The organism is Pseudomonas sp. LBUM1645, from assembly GCF_059716185.1.
Genome location: NZ_CP166811.1, coordinates 5,789,639 through 5,809,945, shown reverse-complemented (window position 1 = coordinate 5,809,945; position 20,307 = coordinate 5,789,639). Strand labels below are relative to the sequence as shown.

At 60.5% G+C, this 20,307-nt stretch carries 17 protein-coding genes and 2 pseudogenes; 16 read left to right on the top strand and 3 right to left on the bottom strand.

The window, feature by feature from the left end; translation table 11 throughout:
* Nucleotides 1–79 precede the first annotated feature (79 nt).
* Both ACA079_RS26375 and ACA079_RS26370 read right to left on the bottom strand, forming a co-directional pair.
* Complete coding sequence (locus ACA079_RS26375; RefSeq protein WP_080931981.1) at nucleotides 80–1,567, bottom strand: gamma-aminobutyraldehyde dehydrogenase; 1,488 nt, start codon at nucleotides 1,565–1,567, stop codon at nucleotides 80–82.
* A 100-nt stretch (nucleotides 1,568–1,667) separates the two neighbouring features.
* Nucleotides 1,668–2,582, bottom strand: coding sequence for a LysR family transcriptional regulator (locus ACA079_RS26370; RefSeq protein ID WP_223429736.1), 915 nt, complete (start codon nucleotides 2,580–2,582; stop codon nucleotides 1,668–1,670).
* A 187-nt stretch (nucleotides 2,583–2,769) separates the two neighbouring features.
* Between ACA079_RS26370 and ACA079_RS26365 the strand changes: the two genes are divergently transcribed.
* The 16 genes and pseudogenes from ACA079_RS26365 to ACA079_RS26290 all read left to right on the top strand — a co-directional run bounded on the left by ACA079_RS26365 (nucleotide 2,770) and on the right by ACA079_RS26290 (nucleotide 19,304).
* Nucleotides 2,770–3,492 (top strand): tellurite resistance TerB family protein, encoded by a 723-nt coding sequence (locus ACA079_RS26365; protein ID WP_497701478.1) that lies wholly within the window; start codon nucleotides 2,770–2,772, stop codon nucleotides 3,490–3,492.
* Nucleotides 3,493–3,707: 215 nt separating this feature from the next.
* A pseudogene (locus tag ACA079_RS26360) lies at nucleotides 3,708–4,121 on the top strand (MCP four helix bundle domain-containing protein); the annotation flags it as partial.
* A gap of 75 nt (nucleotides 4,122–4,196) precedes the next feature.
* Nucleotides 4,197–5,270: pseudogene (locus tag ACA079_RS26355) on the top strand (methyl-accepting chemotaxis protein); the annotation flags it as partial.
* On the top strand, nucleotides 5,270–5,806 hold the full coding sequence (locus tag ACA079_RS26350) for a chemotaxis protein CheW (protein ID WP_497701477.1): 537 nt from the start codon (nucleotides 5,270–5,272) through the stop codon (nucleotides 5,804–5,806). The pseudogene ACA079_RS26355 and the gene ACA079_RS26350, both read left to right, overlap by 1 nt.
* Entirely contained in the window at nucleotides 5,803–7,077 is a 1,275-nt protein-coding gene (locus ACA079_RS26345; protein WP_497701476.1) for a CheR family methyltransferase, read from the top strand. Before ACA079_RS26350 ends, ACA079_RS26345 begins: the two co-directional genes overlap by 4 nt.
* Nucleotides 7,074–7,757: a chemotaxis protein CheW gene (locus ACA079_RS26340; protein WP_497701475.1), complete on the top strand. Its 684-nt coding sequence runs from the start codon at nucleotides 7,074–7,076 to the stop codon at nucleotides 7,755–7,757. The genes ACA079_RS26345 and ACA079_RS26340 overlap by 4 nt, the downstream gene beginning before the upstream one ends.
* Nucleotides 7,754–10,042, top strand: a complete 2,289-nt coding sequence (locus tag ACA079_RS26335) for a hybrid sensor histidine kinase/response regulator (RefSeq protein ID WP_497701474.1) — start codon at nucleotides 7,754–7,756, stop codon at nucleotides 10,040–10,042. Before ACA079_RS26340 ends, ACA079_RS26335 begins: the two co-directional genes overlap by 4 nt.
* Entirely contained in the window at nucleotides 10,039–11,049 is a 1,011-nt protein-coding gene (locus ACA079_RS26330; RefSeq protein ID WP_497701473.1) for a chemotaxis response regulator protein-glutamate methylesterase, read from the top strand. Before ACA079_RS26335 ends, ACA079_RS26330 begins: the two co-directional genes overlap by 4 nt.
* 47 nt (nucleotides 11,050–11,096) lie before the next feature.
* Nucleotides 11,097–12,098: a diguanylate cyclase domain-containing protein gene (locus tag ACA079_RS26325; protein WP_497701472.1), complete on the top strand. Its 1,002-nt coding sequence runs from the start codon at nucleotides 11,097–11,099 to the stop codon at nucleotides 12,096–12,098.
* Nucleotides 12,099–12,382: 284 nt separating this feature from the next.
* A protein-coding gene (gene prfB / locus ACA079_RS26320; RefSeq protein WP_095920368.1) for a peptide chain release factor 2 occupies nucleotides 12,383–13,478 on the top strand; the annotation gives its coding sequence in 2 pieces (ribosomal slippage) (nucleotides 12,383–12,454 and nucleotides 12,456–13,478; 1,095 coding nt in all).
* 71 nt (nucleotides 13,479–13,549) lie between these two features.
* Complete coding sequence (gene lysS, locus ACA079_RS26315) at nucleotides 13,550–15,052, top strand: lysine--tRNA ligase (protein ID WP_415771169.1); 1,503 nt, start codon at nucleotides 13,550–13,552, stop codon at nucleotides 15,050–15,052.
* Nucleotides 15,053–15,154: 102 nt separating this feature from the next.
* Nucleotides 15,155–15,871: a TetR/AcrR family transcriptional regulator gene (locus ACA079_RS26310; protein WP_046048164.1), complete on the top strand. Its 717-nt coding sequence runs from the start codon at nucleotides 15,155–15,157 to the stop codon at nucleotides 15,869–15,871.
* Nucleotides 15,872–16,030: 159 nt separating this feature from the next.
* Complete coding sequence (locus ACA079_RS26305) at nucleotides 16,031–16,585, top strand: hypothetical protein (protein ID WP_497701471.1); 555 nt, start codon at nucleotides 16,031–16,033, stop codon at nucleotides 16,583–16,585.
* 64 nt (nucleotides 16,586–16,649) lie between these two features.
* The gene (locus tag ACA079_RS26300) at nucleotides 16,650–17,900 is read left to right on the top strand and encodes a flavohemoglobin expression-modulating QEGLA motif protein (protein WP_497704383.1); all 1,251 of its coding nucleotides are present in this window, start codon (nucleotides 16,650–16,652) and stop codon (nucleotides 17,898–17,900) included.
* A gap of 163 nt (nucleotides 17,901–18,063) precedes the next feature.
* Complete coding sequence (locus ACA079_RS26295) at nucleotides 18,064–18,978, top strand: alpha/beta hydrolase (RefSeq protein ID WP_497701470.1); 915 nt, start codon at nucleotides 18,064–18,066, stop codon at nucleotides 18,976–18,978.
* A complete protein-coding gene (locus ACA079_RS26290; RefSeq protein ID WP_033056344.1) occupies nucleotides 18,975–19,304 on the top strand; it encodes a PA3694 family proteiin in 330 nt (109 codons plus the stop codon). Before ACA079_RS26295 ends, ACA079_RS26290 begins: the two co-directional genes overlap by 4 nt.
* A 165-nt stretch (nucleotides 19,305–19,469) precedes the next feature.
* On the opposite strand, the gene lptF is transcribed toward ACA079_RS26290, so the two are convergent.
* Nucleotides 19,470–20,258 carry a lipotoxin F family OmpA-related lipoprotein LptF gene (gene lptF / locus ACA079_RS26285; RefSeq protein WP_497701469.1) on the bottom strand — a complete coding sequence of 263 codons (789 nt, stop codon included), beginning with the start codon at nucleotides 20,256–20,258 and terminating at the stop codon, nucleotides 19,470–19,472.
* Nucleotides 20,259–20,307 lie beyond the last annotated feature (49 nt).

Sequence of the window (20,307 nt, the reverse complement as noted above, 5' to 3'; positions counted from 1 at the left end):
GTTTCCCTCTTCTTTAATTATGGTCGGGGCAGTTTTGAACGTGATGAAGCAGGCCGTTAGCGGCTTGTTATAAGCGTAGTCAGAGATGCTGTCCGTGGCGGGCCATGATGTGCCGCACCACGCTGTAGTCCTGGAGCGAATCGCTGGATAAGTCCTTGCCGTAGCCCGAACGCTTCAGGCCGCCGTGGGGCATTTCGCTCACCAGCATGAAATGGCTGTTGATCCAGGTGCAGCCGTACTGCAAGCGCGCGGCGACTTGCATGGCTTTGTCGAGGTTCTGGGTCCAGACCGAGGAGGCGAGGCCGTATTCCGAGTCGTTGGCCCAGTCCACGGCTTGTTCGAGCTGATCGAAACGGGTCACGGTGACCACCGGCCCGAACACTTCGCGCTGGACGATCTCATCGGTCTGCTTGCAACCGGCCAGCAACGTCGGCTGGTAATAGAAGCCGGCACCGGAATGCACCGCCGCGCCGGTCACTCGCTCGATGTGCGGCTGGCCGAGGGCGCGCTCGACGAAACTGGCCACGCGGTCGCGTTGGCGGGTGCTGATCAGCGGGCCGATCTCGTTGTCGGCGTCGCGCTTGCCGGCAAAGCGCAGGCTGCTGACCGCCGCGCCGAGTTCGGCCACCAAGCGGTCATGAATCCCCGCCTGTGCATAAATTCGGCAGGCTGCGGTGCAATCCTGGCCGGCGTTGTAATAGCCGTAAGTGCGCACGCCTTCGACCACGGCCTGAATGTCGGCATCGTTGCAGACGATCACCGGGGCCTTGCCGCCGAGTTCGAGGTGAGTACGCTTCAGGGTTTTCGCCGCGGCCTGGAGGATTTTTTGCCCGGTGACGATATCGCCGGTCAACGACACCATGCGCACTTTAGGATGACTGACCAAGTGGCTGCCGACGCCTTCACCGCCACCGCAAACGATGTTGATCACACCGCGTGGCAGGATCTCGGCCAGCGCGGGCGCCAGGGCCAGAATCGACAGCGGCGTGTGTTCGGAGGGCTTGAACACCAGCGTGTTGCCGGCGGCCAGGGCCGGGGCGATTTTCCACGCGGCCATCATGATCGGGTAGTTCCACGGCGCAATCGAGGCGACCACACCAATCGGATCGCGGCGGACCATGCTGGTGTAACCCGGCAGGTATTCGCCGCTGAGCTGGCCGGTCTGGCAACGCACGGCGCCGGCGAAGAAACGGAACACATCGACCGTAGCGCTCAAGTCATCCTGACGGGCCAGGTGCAACGGCTTGCCACAGTTCAGGGATTCGAGGCGGGCGAGGAGGTCGGCTTGTTTTTCGATGGCGTTGGCGATGTCCAGCAGCAGGTTCGAGCGTTGTTGCGGCGTAGTCCGCGACCAACCGGCAAAGGCGCGATGGGCGGCGAGGATCGCGGCTTCGACTTGCTCAGTGCTGGCTTCGGCGATGTGGGTCAGCACTTCACCGGTGGCCGGGTTGAGGATCGGTTCGACAAACCCCTGACCCGCGACCAATTCGCCATCGATCAACAACGCGGTGAACAACGGGGTCTGCGCGCCAGCCATTTTTCGGGTTCTCTTTTCTTGTGTGGCCATGCTGCTCCCTGTGACTGGGGCCCGGCCGTCTTATAGATGTACCAAGACTAGGCGCCGCACCCGAGGTCGACAAATACTAAATACTGAAGGTGGCGTTCGATTAAATAGATGGCTTGCGCCCGCCGTGGGGTTGCTCGCGGGCGACGGTCAGGAACGGATCCACCAACGCTGGGCGCGCGGTGCCACGACGCCAGGCCAGGCCGACGTCGAGGGTCTGGCTCAAGTCCGCTATCGGTCGCGCTTCGATGATGTCGCCCTCCAGTGACCATGGGCGATAGGTCATGTCGGGCTGGATCGACACGCCCAATCCCGCTGCTACCAGGCTTCGCACCGCTTCCGTCGACGCCGTTTTCAAGGTGATGCGCGGTTGCAGCGAAGCCGCCGCCCACATGCGCTGCGCATTGCGGTCCATTTCATCGACGTTCAGCTGAATCAACGGTTCGCGGGCCACGTCGGCGAGGTTGATGCTGTCGTGTTCCAGCAGCGGATGCTGGGCTGGTAGCCATAACCGATGGGGCGAGTGGGTCAGTACTTCGGTCTGCAAGGCGTGGCGGTCCTCGAGATTGGAGAGGATCAACACACCAACATCGATTTCGCCGCTGACCAGCAAATGCTCGATGTAAGGGCGCTCGTCCTCCATCACCCGAATCTCGACATTGGGGTAGGCGCGCTGGAAACGGGTGAGTAGATCAGCAAGGTAGTAACCGGCCACCAGGCTGGTCACGCCGATGATCAACTGGCCGGCGACTTGATCGGTGCTCTGTTGCAGGCTGCGTTTGGCGTTGTCCACCGTCGCCAGAATCAGGTGCGCCTGGCGTAGGAATTGGTGGCCCTGGTGGGTCAGCGTCATGCCCTTGGCGTGACGGTTGAACAGGCCTACGCCGATTTCCTGCTCCAGCTGCTGGATCGCCAGGGTCAAGGTGGACTGAGAAATGAACGCGGTTTGCGCGGCGGCGGAGATCGAGCCGGTCTCGGCCACGGCGATGAAGTGACGGATCTGACGCAAGGTCATCATGGTGAAAGTACCCGGTGGGCGGTTTTTATAGATTTGCTTGAGTGTATATCCATTTTTCTGAAGGGCCGCGGTCGGCTGAATGGCGCTGCGCAACATCTCGAAGCACTCTCGCCCCCGAATGCCGGGCACTTTCGATCTAGGCTGGTGGCCTTATTGATCCGGTTAACCCCTTTTTTGGAGGCGGCAAATGAACACGCGTGGATTGCTCGATCAGCTACTCAAGTCCGGTCAGGACATGTTGCAGAACAAGGCCGGCGGTTCACAAAACAAGACCTCTGGCGGTGGCCTGGGCGGATTGCTCGGTGGCAGCGGTGGTTCGGGCGGCCTCGGCAGTTTGCTTTCGGGCGCAGGCGGCGGGGCGTTGGCGGCGGGTGCCATGGGCCTGTTGCTCGGCAGCAAAAAGGCACGCAACGTCGGCGGCAAAGTCGCCGTCTACGGCGGCCTCGCGGCGCTCGGCGTCATTGCCTACAAGGCCTACGGTAATTGGCAGGCCCAGCAAGGCACCGTGCCGAAGACTGAACCGCAGACACTCGACCGTCTGCCACCAGCGCAAGTCGAGTTGCACAGCCAGGCGATTCTCAAGGCGCTGGTCGCTGCGGCCAAAGCCGATGGCCACGTTGATGAACGCGAGCGTGCATTGATAGAAGGCGAATTCACCAAACTCGACAACGATCAGGAATTGCAGCAGTGGCTGCATGCCGAACTCAGCAAGCCGCTCGACCCGACGGAAGTGGCCCGCGCTGCCAGCACGCCGGAAATGGCCGCTGAGATGTACATCGCCAGCGTAATGCTGGTGGATGAGGAGAGCTTCATGGAGAAGTCCTACCTCGATGAGCTTGCACGTCAGTTGAAGCTTGAGCCGGGGTTGAAGGCTGAGTTGGAGAAGCAGGTTCGCCAGGCTTCCATGTAACCCTTCAGGCCGCCTTCAGTCGCGCCACATGCCACCCTCAAGGCCAATTACGGCTGTTTTTGCCGGGGATGAGAAGTGGCGCGCAACCCTTTATAGATGCAACCTCGCCCTCGGCTATACTCCGCAGCATTTGAAATGCCCCCCGAGGACTGACTGTGAAGAACTGGACGTTGCGCCAACGCATCTTGGCGAGCTTTGCGGTGATTATCGCCATCATGTTGCTGATGGTCGTTGTGTCGTATTCCCGTTTACTGTCGATTGAGTCCAGTGAGAACGTTGTGCGCACGGACAGTGTTCCCGGGATTCACTACAGTTCCCTGATTCGCGGTGCCTGGGTCGATGATTACGTGCTGACCCAGCAACTGATCGGGCTGGGTGGCGGTCGAGTCATGACCCAGGATGACAAGGATCTGTACAAGGGTATTGAGGAAAGGCTGCAACGCTCGATGTCCAGCTACCGGAGTACCGTCTTCGAGAAAGATGATCAGGCAAGGTTCGAGGCGTTTGAAAAGCTGCACGAGCAATATGACAAGCTGCTCGAAGAGGTAGTCGATGCCTACCAGCATAAGGACTTCGAACAGGCCCGCCGCCTATTCACCGAAGAGCTGACCCCGGCATGGGCTGCCGGCCGCAAACAGCTTGACGAACTCATTGAATTCAACAAGGAGGCGACAGAGGCGGCCACTGACACGATCATTTCATCGGTAGCAGTGGCGAAGCTGATCATGGGCGTTTCGTTGCTGGTCGCCGTCATTTGTGCCGGGTTGTGTGGTCTTTTGTTGATGCGCGCGATCATGGCGCCGATGAACCGCATAGTGCAGATCCTCGAAATAATGCGTACTGGCGATCTCAGCAGTCGTCTGAACCTGGCGCGCAAGGACGAATTCGGCGCCGTGGAAACCGGCTTCAACGACATGATGACCGAGCTGACGTCCCTGGTGTCCCAGGCCCAGCGTTCCTCGGTGCAGGTCACCACCTCGGTGACCGAGATCGCAGCCACCTCCAAGCAACAGCAAGCGACCGCCACCGAAACCGCTGCCACCACCACCGAAATCGGCGCGACGTCCCGTGAGATTGCGGCCACTTCGCGGGATCTGGTGCGCACGATGATTGAAGTCTCCACCGCCGCCGATCAGGCCTCGGTGCTCGCCGGTTCCGGGCAGCAAGGCCTGGCACGGATGGAAGAGACCATGCACTCGGTGATGGGCGCAGCCGATCTGGTCAACGCCAAACTGGCGATCCTCAATGAGAAGGCCGGCAACATCAATCAAGTGGTGGTGACCATCGTCAAAGTCGCCGACCAGACCAATCTGCTGTCGCTCAACGCGGCCATCGAGGCCGAAAAGGCCGGTGAATACGGCCGCGGTTTTGCCGTGGTCGCCACCGAAGTGCGGCGTCTGGCGGACCAGACCGCCGTCGCCACGTACGACATCGAGCAGATGGTGCGCGAGATCCAGTCGGCGGTGTCGGCCGGGGTGATGGGCATGGACAAGTTCTCTGAAGAAGTGCGCCGCGGCATGTCCGAGGTGCAGCAAATCGGCGAGCAGTTGTCGCAGATCATCCATCAGGTCCAGGCGCTGGCGCCGCGGGTGTTGATGGTCAACGAAGGCATGCAGGCCCAGGCCACGGGCGCGGAGCAGATCAACCACGCGCTGGTGCAGTTGGGCGATGCCAGCAGCCAGACCGTCGAGTCCCTGCGCCAGGCCAGTTTCGCCATCGACGAACTGAGCCAGGTGGCCGTAGGGCTTCGTAGTGGCGTTTCGCGATTCAAAGTCTGATGAGCGAACCCACGGCCAAGCGCACCGCCGTGAAGCCGGCGCTGCAATCATTGTTTCTGGTGTTTCGCATCGGCAACGAGCGCTATGCCTTGCAGGCCATCGAGGTGGCGGAAGTGCTGCCGCGCCTGCCGTTGAAGCCGATTCCCCGCGCGCCGGACTGGGTGGCCGGGGTGTTCGCCTACCGCGGCGCGGTGGTGCCGGTGATCGACCTCAGTGCGCTGACGTTCGGCCAACCGGCCCAGGCCCGCACCAGCACGCGCTTGGTGCTGGTCAATTACCGTCCGGATGAGTTCGCTGAGGCGCAATTGCTCGGGCTGATTCTGGAACAGGCCACCGACACCTTGCGCTGCAACCCGGCGGATTTTCAGCCCTATGGCCTGGACAATCGTCAGGCGCCGTACCTCGGGCCGGTGCGTGAAGATGCCCAGGGTTTGCTGCAATGGGTGCGGGTCGCCGACTTACTCGACGATCAGGTTCGCGAGTTGCTGTTTCCGTCGCAGCCTCTGAACCTGGCACTGCTTGAGGAGCGGCCATGAGCAGCGATCAGCGGTTTTTCGATTTCCTGAAAGAGCGCATCGGTCTCGACGTGACGTCGGTGGGCCCGGCGATCATCGAGCGCGCGGTGCGCCAGCGCAGCATGGCATCCAAAGCGCTGACGGCCGATGAGTACTGGCACACCTTGCAGGGTTCGCAGGACGAGCAGCAGGCGCTGATCGAAGCGGTGATTGTCCCCGAGACCTGGTTTTTCCGTTACCCGGAATCCTTCGCCACATTGGCGAAACTGGCCGCCAAACGCCTGAGCGACATCAACAATATGCGCGCGCTGCGGATTCTCAGCCTGCCGTGTTCCACCGGTGAAGAACCGTATTCCATCGCCATGGCGTTGCTCGATGCGGGGTTACAGCCGCACCAGTTCAAGGTCGAAGGCATGGACGTCAGTCCGTTGTCGGTGGAAAAAGCCCGGCGCGCGCTGTACGGCAAGAATTCGTTTCGTGGCCAGGACATCGCCTTTCGCGACCGGCATTTCACCGCCGAAGGCGAGGAGGGCTATCGCCTCAGTGGGCGAGTGCTCGAACAAGTGCGTTTGCAGGTCGGCAATCTGCTGGATCCGACGTTGCTGGCCAACGAGCCACCCTATGACTTTGTGTTTTGCCGCAACCTGCTGATCTATTTCGATCAGCCGACCCAGCAGCAAGTGTTCGAAGTGCTCAAGCGTCTGACCCATGTGGATGGCGTGCTGTTTATCGGCCCGGCCGAGGGCAGTTTGCTCGGCCGTTTTGGCATGCGTTCGATCGGCATCCCGCAATCCTTTGCGTTCAGTCGTCAGAGCGCACCAGAGCCTGCGCCCATTGCGACGTTCGTTCCGACGCCTCTGCCCGTGCGCCAACCGGTGCGCAGCGTGGCACCGCCGCCCGTTCGCAACCGGCCCTTCGCAACGGTGGCGCCGCTACCTGTCGTGACGAAAGTCGCCAACCCGGACACCGCCGCGCTGCTGGCGAACATCGCCGCGCTGGCCAACGAAGGCAAAAGTGCCGAGGCCCGCGCCGCGTGCGATAGCTATTTGCGCAGTCACGAGCCAGTGGCCCAGGTCTTTTACTGGCTGGGCCTGCTCAGCGATGTCGCCGGCAGAGTCCTTGAAGCTCAGGGTTTTTATCGCAAGGCCTTGTACCTCGACCCGCAACATCCCGACGCGTTGATGCACCTGGCGGCGTTGCTGCAATCCTTGGGCGACACGGCGGGAGCCAGACGATTGCAAGACCGCGCAGCCCGCAGCGAGCGCGCCGCTGACAGTGAGCGTAAACGATGAACGTCGCCGACACCTTTAGCCTCACCCATGAAGATGCGCTGGCCATCGACGACTGCTGGAACCGCATCGGTGTCCACGGCGACAAGTCCTGCCCGCTGCTGAGCGATCACATTCACTGCCGCAATTGCGCGGTGTATTCGGCCGCGGCGACGCGCTTGCTCGACCGCTACGCGTTGCAGCAGGAAGACCGCGGGCAAGTCTCCAGCGCGGTCGAGAGCGAGATGAAAACCCGTTCGCTGCTGATGTTCCGCCTGGGCGAGGAGTGGCTGGCCCTGGCCACCCGCAGTCTGGTGGAAGTGTCGCCGCTGCAAGCGATTCATTCCTTGCCGCACCAACGCTCCCGGGCGTTGCTCGGCGTGGCGAATGTGCGCGGCGCGTTGGTGGCGTGCCTGTCGCTGGTGGAATTGCTCGGACTCGACGGTGCCAGCAGCGTGGCGTCCGGTGCGCGGGTCATGCCGCGCATGCTGATCATCGCCGCCCACGGCGGGCCGGTGGTGGTACCGGTGGATGAAGTGGACGGGATTCACGCCATCGACGAACGCATCCTCGAGGCGGCGTCCCGCTCCGGTACGCAAGCCAGCGGCAAATACACCCGTGGCGTGTTGCAATTCAAAGGTCGCAGCCTGCGTTGGCTGGATGAAGAACAGCTGCTGTCCGCCGTGACCCGGAGCCTCACATGACCCCCGAGCAAATGCGCGACTCCTCTTTGCTGGAACTGTTCAGTCTGGAATCCGAGGCCCAGACGCTGGTGCTGAGCGCAGGCCTTTTGGCGCTGGAGCGCGACCCGACCCAGGCCGATCACCTCGAATCGTGCATGCGCGCGGCGCATTCGCTCAAGGGCGCGGCGCGGATTGTCGGCGTCGATGCCGGGGTCAGCGTTGCGCATGTGATGGAAGATTGCCTGGTCAGTGCCCAGGAAGGACGCCTGTACTTGCGGCCCGAGCACATCGATGCCTTGTTGCAAGGCACCGATTTGCTGATGCGCATTGCAACGCCGGACAACAACCCTGAACCTGCGGTAATCGAGGCCTATGTGGTCTTGATGGCGCGGTTGCTGGATCCGATGGCGGCGCCTGCGCCGGTCACTGCGCCTGTCGCCCCAGTGATGGCGGAGCTTCAGCTCGAACCACCGACGCCCAAGGTCGAGGCGCCAATCCCGGTCGCCGAACTGCAACCCGCTGAGCCGCCGCGCAAGGCCAAACGCACCACCGAAAACGGCGAGCGGGTACTGCGAGTCACGGCCGAACGCCTGAACAGCCTGCTTGATCTGTCGAGCAAATCCCTGGTGGAAACCCTGCGGCTCAAACCGCACCTGGCCACCATGCAACGCCTCAAGCGTATGCAGAACAACGGACTGCGAGCCCTGGAAAACCTCAACGTCCACCTCAAGGAACATGCCTTGAGTCTGGAAGCACAAGAAGCCCTCGAAGACGCTCGTCGGCTACTGGCTGAGTCTCAGCAATTGCTAATGGAAAAGAACGCCGAACTGGATGAGTTCGCCTGGCAGGCCAGTCAACGGGCGCAAGTGTTGTACGACACCGCGCTGGCCTGCCGCATGCGGCCGTTTGCCGATGTGCTGGCCGGGCAAGAACGCATGGTTCGCGACCTCGGCCGCAGCCTCGGCAAGCAGGTGCGGCTGGAGATCGAGGGCGAGAAAACCCAGGTCGATCGCGACGTGTTGGAGAAGCTCGAAGCGCCGCTGACTCACCTGCTGCGCAATGCCGTGGATCACGGCATCGAATCCCCGGAGCAACGGCTAATGGCGGGTAAACCCGCTGAAGGCCTGATCCGTTTGCGCGCTTCCCATCAGGCCGGTTTGCTGGTGTTGGAACTGAGCGATGACGGTAACGGCGTCGATCTGGAAAAGGTCCGCCGCAGCATCATCGAACGCCAATTGTCCCCGGCCGAAACCGCCGCGCAGTTGAGTGAAGAAGAGCTGCTGACCTTCCTGTTTCTGCCGGGTTTCAGCCTGCGCGACACGGTCACAGAAGTATCCGGACGCGGCGTCGGTCTGGATGCGGTCCAGCACATGGTCCGCCAGGTGCGCGGCGCGGTCGTGCTGGAGCAGGCAGCGGGCGAGGGCAGTCGTTTCCATCTCGAAGTGCCGCTGACCCTGTCGGTGGTGCGCAGTCTGGTGGTGGAAGTCGGTGACGAGGCGTATGCCTTCCCGCTGGCCCACATCGAACGGATGTGCGATCTGGAGCCGGCGGACATTGTCCAGGTCGAAGGTCGTCAGCATTTCTGGCACGAAGGCCGGCATGTCGGGCTGGTCGCGGCCAGTCAGCTGTTGCAGCGTCCGGCGAGCCAGAACAGTCAGCAAACCCTCAAAGTGGTGGTGATTCGCGAGCGCGAGGCGATTTACGGCGTGGCGGTCGAGCGGTTTATCGGCGAGCGGACGTTGGTCGTTTTGCCGCTGGACGAGCGTCTGGGCAAGGTCCAGGACATTTCCGCCGGGGCCTTGCTCGACGATGGTTCGGTGGTGCTGATCGTCGACGTCGAAGACATGTTGCGTTCGGTGGACAAACTGCTCAATACCGGGCGTCTTGAGCGCATTGCCCGTCAAGGCAGCCAGGTGGTTGAAGCCGCTCGAAAACGGATTCTGGTGGTCGACGATTCGCTGACCGTGCGTGAGCTGCAGCGCAAGTTGCTACTCAATCGCGGCTACGACGTGGCGGTGGCGGTGGACGGTATGGACGGCTGGAACGCCCTGCGTTCGGAGGATTTCGATCTGCTGATCACCGACATCGATATGCCACGCATGGATGGCATCGAACTGGTGACTTTGTTGCGCCGGGACAATCGCCTGCAATCCCTTCCGGTTATGGTGGTGTCGTACAAGGATCGTGAAGAGGACCGTCGCCGTGGACTGGACGCTGGAGCCGACTATTATCTAGCCAAAGCCAGTTTTCATGACGACGCCCTGCTTGACGCGGTGGTTGAGCTCATTGGAGGAGCACGTGCATGAAAATAGCGATCGTCAACGACATGCCCATGGCGGTGGAGGCCCTGCGCCGCGCCTTGGCATTCGATCCGGCGCACGAGGTGGTCTGGGTCGCCAGTAATGGGGCCGAGGCGGTGCAGCGTTGCGCTGAAAATACGCCGGATCTGATTCTGATGGACCTGATCATGCCCGTGATGGATGGCGTGGAGGCGACCCGGCGGATCATGGCGGGTACGCCGTGCGCGATTGTCATCGTTACGGTCGACCGCGAGCAGAACGTGCATCGGGTGTTTGAGGCCATGGGCCACGGAGCGCTGGATGTGGTTGATACGCCGGCCATCGGTGCTGGCAATGCCCAAGAGGCAGCGGCGCCATTACTGCGCAAGATCATCAACATCGGTTGGCTGATCGGTGACCGGGGCAATCGGGAGCGAGCCGCCCCGAGCCCGTTGCGCAGTTCGGCTTCGCGCCAGCGCCTGATCGCCATTGGCTCATCGGCCGGTGGGCCGGCCGCGCTGGAAGTATTGCTCAAGGGGTTGCCGCGAGATTTTTCGGCCGCCATCGTGCTGGTGCAGCATGTTGACCAAGTGTTCGCCGCCGGCATGGCCGAATGGCTCAGCAGCGCCAGCGGCCTGAATGTGCGCCTGGCCCAGGAAGGCGAGCCTCCGCAGACCGGCTCGGTGTTGCTGGCGGGCACCAATCACCATATTCGCTTGTTGAAAAACGGCACGCTGGCTTACACCGCCGAACCGGTCAACGAGATCTACCGGCCCTCGATCGATGTGTTCTTCGAGAGCGTGGCCAATTACTGGAACGGCGATGCCGTGGGTATTTTGCTCACCGGCATGGGACGCGATGGCGCGCAGGGGCTTAAACTCATGCGCCAACAGGGCTACCTGACCATCGCTCAGGATCAGAACAGCAGCGCGGTGTACGGCATGCCGAAGGCGGCAGCGGCCATCGACGCCGCTGTGGAGATTCGCCCACTGGAAAAGATAGCGCCACGATTGCTGGAGATTTTCCCCAAATGAAGAATTTTCACAGCAATCTGGCCCAAGTAGTACTCAGGTGACTGCCAATGAATGAATTACAGCTCGACGACTTCAAAACCGACGAAAACGCCGCCATGGTGTTGTTGGTGGACGATCAGGCAATGATCGGCGAGGCGGTGCGCCGCGGGTTGTCGAACGAAAGTAATATCGACTTCCACTTCTGCGCCGACCCGCACCAGGCCATCGCCCAGGCGATCCGCATCAAACCGACGGTGATCCTCCAGGATCTGGTGATGCCCGGTCTTGACGGCTTGAGCCTGGTGCGCGAGTACCGCAACCATCCGGCGACCAAGAACATCCCGATCATTGTCCTGTCGACCAAGGAAGACCCGCTGATCAAAAGCGCGGCGTTTGCGGCCGGGGCCAATGATTACCTGGTGAAGTTGCCGGACAACATCGAACTGGTGGCGCGCATCCGCTATCACTCGCGCTCCTACATGACGTTGCTGCAGCGTGACGCAGCGTATCGCGCGCTGCGGGTCAGCCAGCAACAGTTGCTCGACACCAACCTGGTGCTGCAGCGCTTGATGAACTCAGACGGCCTGACCGGGCTGTCGAACCGCCGGCATTTCGACGAATACCTGGAGCTTGAGTGGCGCCGTTCGCTGCGTGACCAGAGTCAACTGTCGCTGCTGATGATTGATGTTGACTACTTCAAGTCCTACAACGACAGCTTCGGCCACCTTGAAGGCGATGAAGCCCTGCGCAAAGTGGCCACGGCGATTCGTGATGCCAGCGCCCGACCTTCGGACCTGCCGGCCCGTTACGGCGGCGAAGAATTCGCCCTGGTGCTGCCCAATACTTCGCCGGGCGGCGCGCGACTGGTCGCGGAAAAACTCCGCCAGACCGTGTCTGCGCTGAAGATCCCGCACATTTTCCCGGCCGAAGGTTCGAGCCTGACCATCAGCATCGGCCTGTCGACCATGACCCCGCAACCGGGCGGCGATTGCCGTCAATTGATCTCGGCGGCGGACAAGGGGCTGTATCTGGCGAAGAACAATGGGCGTAATCAGGTTGGGATTGAGTAACTCGCAAACTCACCTCGCTCTGTAGCAGCTGTCGAGCCCTGCGAGGCAGCGTTCGAGGACGAAGTCCTCGCCAATCCTGTGAGTGCGGTTTTCCTGAAAGACCGCGTTGCCTGATTTTACGACCGCTTCGCGGCCGAACGCAGCCTCGCGGGCTCGGCAGCTGCTACAAGTGCTCAGCGCCGCCAAATTCATTCGCCCCTAAAGCCGCCAGGCGGGCTGCCGTGACAGCCTGATTACGTTATACTCGCCGGCTTTCAAAAGTTCGCCAACGAGTGCTGCCCGCCATGGAAATCAACCCGATCCTTAACAGTATCAAGGACCTGTCCGAGCGCTCCGAAACTATTCGGGGGTATCTTTGACTACGATCAAAAGCATGAGCGTCTGACTGAAGTCAATCGCGAGCTTGAAGATCCGTCTGTCTGGAACAACCCGTCGTACGCTCAGGAACTGGGCCGCGAGCGATCGCTGCTGGCCCAGATCGTCGAAACCCTCGACGAAATGCATTCAGGCCTGGCCGATGCCAAAGACCTGCTGCTGATGTCCGCCGAAGAAGAAGACCAGGCTGCCGTCGATGACGTCGCTGCCGAAGTCGAGCGCCTGCGCGAGTCCCTGGAAAAACTCGAATTCCGTCGCATGTTCAGTGGTGAGATGGACGCCAACAACGCCTACCTGGACATCCAGGCCGGCTCCGGCGGCACCGAGGCCCAGGACTGGGCCAACATCCTGCTGCGCATGTACCTGCGCTGGGCCGACAAACGCGGTTTCGACGCCACCATCATGGAACTGTCGGCTGGTGAAGTCGCCGGGATCAAGGGCGCCACGGTGCACATCAAGGGCGAATACGCCTTTGGCTGGTTGCGCACCGAGATCGGCGTGCACCGTCTGGTGCGCAAGAGCCCGTTCGACTCCGGCAACCGTCGCCACACCTCGTTCTCGGCCGTGTTCGTGTCCCCGGAAATCGATGACAACATCGAAATCGACATCAACCCGTCGGACCTGCGCATCGACACCTACCGCTCCTCTGGTGCCGGTGGTCAGCACGTAAACACCACCGACTCGGCCGTACGTATTACCCACGTACCGACCAACACCGTGGTCAGCTGCCAGAACGAACGCTCCCAGCACGCCAACAAAGACACCGCGATGAAAATGTTGCGGGCGCGCTTGTACGAGCAGGAAGTGCAGAAACGCAACGCCGCCTCCCAAGCCCTGGAAGACACCAAGTCGGACATCGGCTGGGGTCACCAGATTCGCTCTTACGTGCTCGATGCGTCGCGAATCAAGGATTTGCGCACTAACATCGAACGCAGTGACTGCGACAAGGTGCTCGACGGCGACATCGACGAATACCTGGTGGCCAGCCTGAAGCAAGGCCTGTAAACCGCCAGTCAAGACCTTAAGTCCCCTGCCACCGGTGGGGGCAACGAACCTGTGATGGAATTTTTAAAGACATGAGCGACCTAGAACTCGACCCGCAAGCCCTGCAACAGGAAGAAAACTCCCTGATCGCCCTGCGCAAGGAAAAGCTGGCTGCCGAGCGCGCCAAGGGCAATGCCTTCCCGAACGACTTCCGCCGCGACAACTACTGCGAAGACTTGCAGAAACAGTACGCGGACAAGACCAAGGAAGAGCTGGCAGAGGCTGCAATCCCGGTCAAGGTTGCTGGTCGTCTCATGCTCAACCGTGGCTCGTTCATGGTGATCCAGGACATGTCCGGTCGCATTCAGGTTTACGTCAACCGTAAAACCCTGTCCGAAGAAACCCTGGCCGCGGTGAAAACCTGGGACCTGGGCGACATCATCGCCGCCGAAGGCACCCTGGCGCGTTCCGGCAAGGGCGACCTGTACGTCGAAATGACCAGCGTGCGCCTGCTGACCAAATCCCTGCGCCCGCTGCCGGACAAGCACCACGGCCTGACCGACACCGAATCCCGTTATCGTCAGCGTTACGTTGACCTGATCGTCAACGAAGACGTGCGCCAGACTTTCCGCGTTCGTTCGCAAGTCATCGCGCACATCCGCAGCTTCCTGATGAAGCGAGACTTCCTGGAAGTCGAAACACCGATGCTGCAAACCATTCCAGGCGGTGCAGCGGCCAAGCCGTTCGAAACACACCACAACGCCCTGGACATGGACATGTACCTGCGCATCGCGCCGGAGCTGTACCTCAAGCGTCTGGTGGTCGGTGGTTTTGAAAAAGTGTTCGAGATCAACCGCAACTTCCGTAACGAAGGCGTTTCGACTCGTCACAACCCTGAATTCACCATGTTGGAGTTCTATCAGGCTTACGCCGACTACGAAGACAACATGGACCTGACCGAAGAGCTGTTCCGCGAGCTGGCGCAGCTGGTTCTGGGCAGCACCGACGTGCCTTACGGCGACAAAGTGTTCCACTTCGGCGAACCGTTCGTGCGTCTGTCGGTGTTCGACTCGATCCTCAAGTACAACCCTGAGCTGACCGCTGACGACCTGAACGACATCGACAAGGCCCGTGCCATCGCCAAGAAGGCCGGCGCCAAGGTGCTGGGCTTCGAAGGTCTGGGCAAACTGCAGGTGATGATTTTCGAAGAGCTGGTCGAGCATAAGCTGGAACAGCCGCACTTCATCACTCAATACCCGTTCGAAGTGTCGCCGCTGGCTCGTCGTAACGACGACAACCCGAACGTCACCGACCGTTTTGAACTGTTCATCGGTGGCCGCGAAATCGCCAACGCCTACTCCGAGTTGAACGACGCGGAAGACCAGGCCGAGCGCTTCATGGCTCAGGTGGCCGACAAGGACGCCGGCGACGACGAAGCCATGCACTACGACGCCGACTTCGTTCGCGCGCTGGAGTACGGCATGCCGCCAACGGCCGGTGAAGGTATCGGCATCGACCGTCTGGTGATGCTGCTGACCAACTCCCCGTCGATCCGCGACGTGATCCTGTTCCCGCACATGCGGCCACAAGCGTAAGTGTTTCAATAAAAAAGCCGCCTAAAACAGGCGGCTTTTTATTGCCTGTCTGGTACAAACGTATCAATTGGTTACTTTTGAAGTAAGAGAGGAATACCTGTCGTGAACCGTGCAATTGCTCAAGAGGGTGCAGCGGACGTCGCCACTGCGGTCGCTGAAAGTGTTCAGTACCAGGGTCGCAAGGCTAGCCGACAGGGCAGTGAGCAGCGTCGACAGGATATTCTCGATGCGGCGATGCGCATTGTCGTGCGCGATGGCGTGCGGGCCGTGCGTCACCGCGCGGTGGCCGCCGAGGCCGGTGTGCCGCTGTCGGCCACCACTTACTATTTCAAGGATATCGATGACCTGCTCACCGATACCTTCGCTCAATACGTGGAACGCAGTGCGGCGTTCATGGCCAAGTTGTGGGCCAGCAACGAAGGCCTGCTGCGCGAGATGGTTGCTTATGGCGATGGCAGCCCCGAGTCGCGTTCACAGCTGGCTGACGATATCGCGCGGCTGACCGCCGATTACGTGCAGCGCCAATTGCACAACCGTCGCGAACACTTGATGGCCGAGCAGGCGTTCCGTCAGGAGGCGCTGTTGAACCCGCGTCTGGCGGAGTTGGTGCGCTCGCATCAGCAGATTCTTCTGCAAGGCACCTGCCATTTTTTCGAGGTATTGGGTTCCCGCGAGCCACAACAGGATGCCAAAGTGTTGACGGCGATTATCGGACGGATGGAATATCAGGGCCTGCTCAACGACGCCGAGCCTGTCGCCGAAGCCGAAATGCTCGGTATCCTGACCCGCTACATGCACCTGGTATTGGCGTCGGTGTAACCCTGAAGGAACCCACACCCCTGTGGGAGCGAGCTTGCTCGCGATGACGGTTTAACATTCGACATAGATGTCGCCTGACACTCCGCTATCGCGAGCAAGCTCGCTCCCACAGGGTCCGGGGTCGGTTTGAGATCGCGGTGTATCGATAGGGAGTGTTGAATGAAAGCCTGGCGTGTCGTTGTGATCGCCTTGTCGTTCCTGCTGCTCAGCGGCTGTCTGGTGACCTTCAAGGAGCCGCTGCCCTCGAGCGAGCCCGCGCCTAAAGGGTTGCTCGGCAAATGGACCAGCACCAACGCCTGGGGCGAGCCGCTGAATCTGGAGCTGACGCGCCTGGGCGACAATCACTATCAGGCTGTCAGCTACTTCAAGGCTAAACCCAAGGAGCGCGAAGCCTATCCCTTCACGGTGACCCGCCATGGCAGTCGCTGGTACCTGTCGGCCAAGGTGCCGGCGCAATTCGGTGGGCATTTCACTCTCTTGGGTTTTGAACTCACCGATAAGCATGAGCTGGTGGTCTATAACCTCGACCTCGAGCAGATCAACCAGGCCCTGAGGCAAAAAGTCCTCAGCGGCGAAGGCTTCCAGACCGACGACGGCGACGGTGTGTTGATCAACAACAATCTGGACCAGGTCTTCGTTTACCTGGACGACCCGGCCAATTCCGATGTGTTCGTCGAGGCCGTGCGCTATCAGCGCCTGGCCAAAGCCAAATAAACCCAGCACGTAAACGGTTTTTCTACAGGAGTTTCGGGTGGACGATTACCAGCAGACGATACGCATGTTGTCCGATCGCATTGTGCTGGCGCAGACGCCGATTCGCGTCCTCGATGCAGTCAAGTGGGACGACAACATCCGCAAGGGTTTCCTCAAGGCCAAGGGCAAGGAAATGCCAGCGGTGGACCGCGATTACTACCTGAACCGACCGCTGGCGTTCGACTCCAGCAAGGTGAAACTGGAATTCCAGAACATCGAGCGCGACATCACCCGTCAGCTCGGACAGTTCAACCCGGTTGGCCAGATCATGCGCCGCATGTGCAAGGAATACCGCATGGTGGTGCGCATGCTCGAAGCGCGCGGTACCGAGGATTTCGGGCTGATTTCACAGGAGCTTTACGGTGCCGCTTCCGACGCGTTCCACGCCGGCGATCCGACCCTTTCCGACCTGGGCCTGATGCTCTCGGATTACCTGAACAATATTGATGGCCGTGGCGACCTGAAGGACGAACCGAAAATCCTCAACGCCAAGGAAGCCGTCCACCTGCTGCAAACCCGCTTGAACAAGGTATTCGGCGAGGCCGAGGAAACCATTCGCGTATTCGAGTCCGACGGGATCGTCGCCGATGCGGCGGCTGGCGCCGATTACATCAAGATCCGCGCCGACGCGATGTTCAACGACCGTGACGTGCGCGCTCTGGAAGTCCATGAAGGGCTGGTGCATGTGGGAACCACGCTCAATGGCCTGAACCAGCCGATCTGCACCTTCCTCTCCAAAGGCCCGCCGTCGTCGACGGTGACTCAGGAAGGCCTGGCGATCCTGATGGAAATCATCACTTTCGCCTCGTACCCGAGTCGCCTGCGCAAACTGACCAACCGCACCCGCGCCATTCACATGGTGGAAGAGGGCGCGGACTTCCTGCAGATCTTCGAGTTCTTCCGCGAGCAAGGTTTTGAAATGGCGGAAAGCTACGGCAACGCCAGTCGGGTTTTCCGCGGCTCGGTGCCGACAGGTCTGCCATTTACCAAAGACTTGTCCTACCTCAAGGGCTTTATCATGGTTTACAACTACATTCAGTTGGCCGTGCGTAAGGGCAAGCTTGAGCAGATACCGCTGCTGTTTTGCGGCAAGACCACGCTGGAAGACATGCGGACGTTGCGCCAGTTGGTGGATGAAGGGTTGGTGGTGCCACCGAAGTATTTGCCGGATCAGTTCCGTGACCTGAACGCGCTGTCGGCGTGGATGTGCTTCTCCAACTTCCTCAATCACCTGAGCTTGGACCGGATCGAAGCGGATTACTCCAATATCCTCTAAGAACAGCGATATCCCTGTGGGAGCGAGCTTGCTCGCGATGGCGGCTTAACATTCAACGTAGATGTTGGCTGATCCACCGCTATCGCGAGCAAGCTCGCTCCCACAGGTAATTCATTTCCCACAGGATTGTGTTCCAACTCCATTTCTTGCGAGGTTTCATCGGATGAGAATCCTCGGCTTCTTCTGCCTTCTCCTGACCTTGAGCGGCTGCAGCTCGCTGTTGTTCTACCCCGAGCCCGGCCAGCTGTTTACCCCGGAAAAAGCCCAACTCGAATACCGCGACGTCACCCTCACCACCGCCGACGGCCTCAAGCTGCACGGCTGGTGGTTGCCGGCCAAACAAGGTGTCGAGGTCAAGGGCACGGTGCTGCATTTGCACGGTAACGGCGGCAACCTGCCCATGCATCTTGGGGGGAGCTGGTGGTTACCGAAAGAAGGGTATCAAGTGCTGCTGCTGGACTATCGCGGTTATGGATTGTCCGAGGGTGAACCGACGCTGCCGGAGATCTACCAGGACATCGACGCCGCATTCAAATGGCTGGATCAGGCGCCGGAGGTCAAGGGCAAGCCGCTGATCCTCCTGGGGCAAAGCCTCGGCGGTTCGATGGCCGTGCATTACTTGGTTCAACACCCTGAACGCCAAAAACAACTCAAGGCCTTCGTCCTCGACGGCGTGCCCGCCAGTTACCGCAGTATCGGTCAATTTGCCCTGAGCCATTCCTGGCTGACCTGGGCGGTTCAGGTGCCGCTGTCCTGGCTGGTGCCGGACGGCGACAGCGCGATCCATTCCATGGCGCAGCTCAATGGCGTGCCGAAACTGATCTACCACAGCATCGACGATCCGATCGTGCCCCTTTCCAACGGCATCCGTCTGTATCAAGCTGCGCCGCCGCCGCGAGTGCTGCAACTGACCCGTGGCGGTCATGTGCAGACGTTTGCCGACCCGGTCTGGCGCAAAGTCATGCTGCGCTTTCTCGACGACCCGCAGCATTTCAACGGTCTGCGCCGCCTGGGCGAAGTCCCGAATTACCCGGCGCCGAAAAATTCTGAAGATGAACCACCAGAGAGTCCGCAATGAGTGAAGAACGTAACGCCATCCCGCTGATCATCACCGGTATCTGCAGCATCCTCGGCACCGTCGGAGCCCTGTGGTTCTACGGTTACCTGCACTTCGCCAAACCCGAAGATGCGCTGCTGCTCAGCGACTTCACCATGCTCAAGACTGTGCCGGGCGAAGATTACAAAGTCTCCCTGGAACCGGCCCCGCAAGTCGCGCAATGCATCGATGGCGTGCTGGTGATGTTCGACACCGAACAGAAAGGCCTGAGCGGCGTATTGGTCAACAACAAGAAAAAAGCCGTGCGCTGCATGGGTGAGGAAACCCCGCAGAAGCTGCAACCGTAGCGCGCCCGAAAAGATCGCAGCCTCGTTTCACTCGACAGCTCCTACATAGACCGCGTTCTTATGTAGGAGCTGTCGAGTGAAACGAGGCTGCGATCTTTTGATCTTAAAAACAAAAGCCCCGCCTGATCGACTCAGGCGGGGCTTTTGTGTTTCAGCAGACGATACTTAGTTCGAGCTGACTGCCGAACGCGGGATCACCGGCTGGTTGTCGTTGGAAATGGTCACTTCCACCCGACGGTTCATCGCACGACCCGAAGTGCTGGTGTTTTCCGCAACCGGGTATTCCTTGCCGTAACCCTGCGCCACGATGCGCGCTGGATCGACACCCATCTTGATCAGAGCCACCTGCACGGAAGTCGCACGGCGTTCCGACAGCGACTGGTTGTAGTTCGGCGCACCCGTGCTGTCGGTGTAGCCTTCGATAATCACTTTACGGTCCGGGTTTTCCTGAAGGAACTGGGCCAGTTTGTTGATATTCACCAGGCCGCTGGATTTCAGCTCGGCCTTGTTGGTGGCAAACAACACATCACCGAACGTCACCAGCGTGCCGCGATCGGTTTGCTTGGCATTCAGGCTGTTCTGCAATTGCTTGATCTGCGCGTCGCGTGCGTCCAGACGAGCCTGGGCACGTTGCGCAGAGGCATCTTTCAGATTGGCTTCGGCGTTGCGCAGGGCGATGGTCTGCTTCGCCACTTCAACCCGTTGATTGGTCAGGTAAGCCAGTTGATCGACCTTGGCCTGGTCCTCTTTGTCCTGGTAAGCCTTGTCAGCCTTGTCCAGGTAATCGCTGGCTTCTTTGGTTTCCAGCGCCGCGACTTTGCTGGCTTGCGGGTTGGTTTGCAGGCCGGTGTAGTTGGTGCGGGCCTGTTCCAGGTTCGCGTTGGGCGGTGTGGAGCAGGCAGCCAGTGCAACGCTTGCGGCCAGCAGGGCAGGGATCATCAATTGTTTACGCATGGTGGTTTCGTCCTTTTAGTCGAGTAAGAAGTACGTCGTGCCGCGCCGC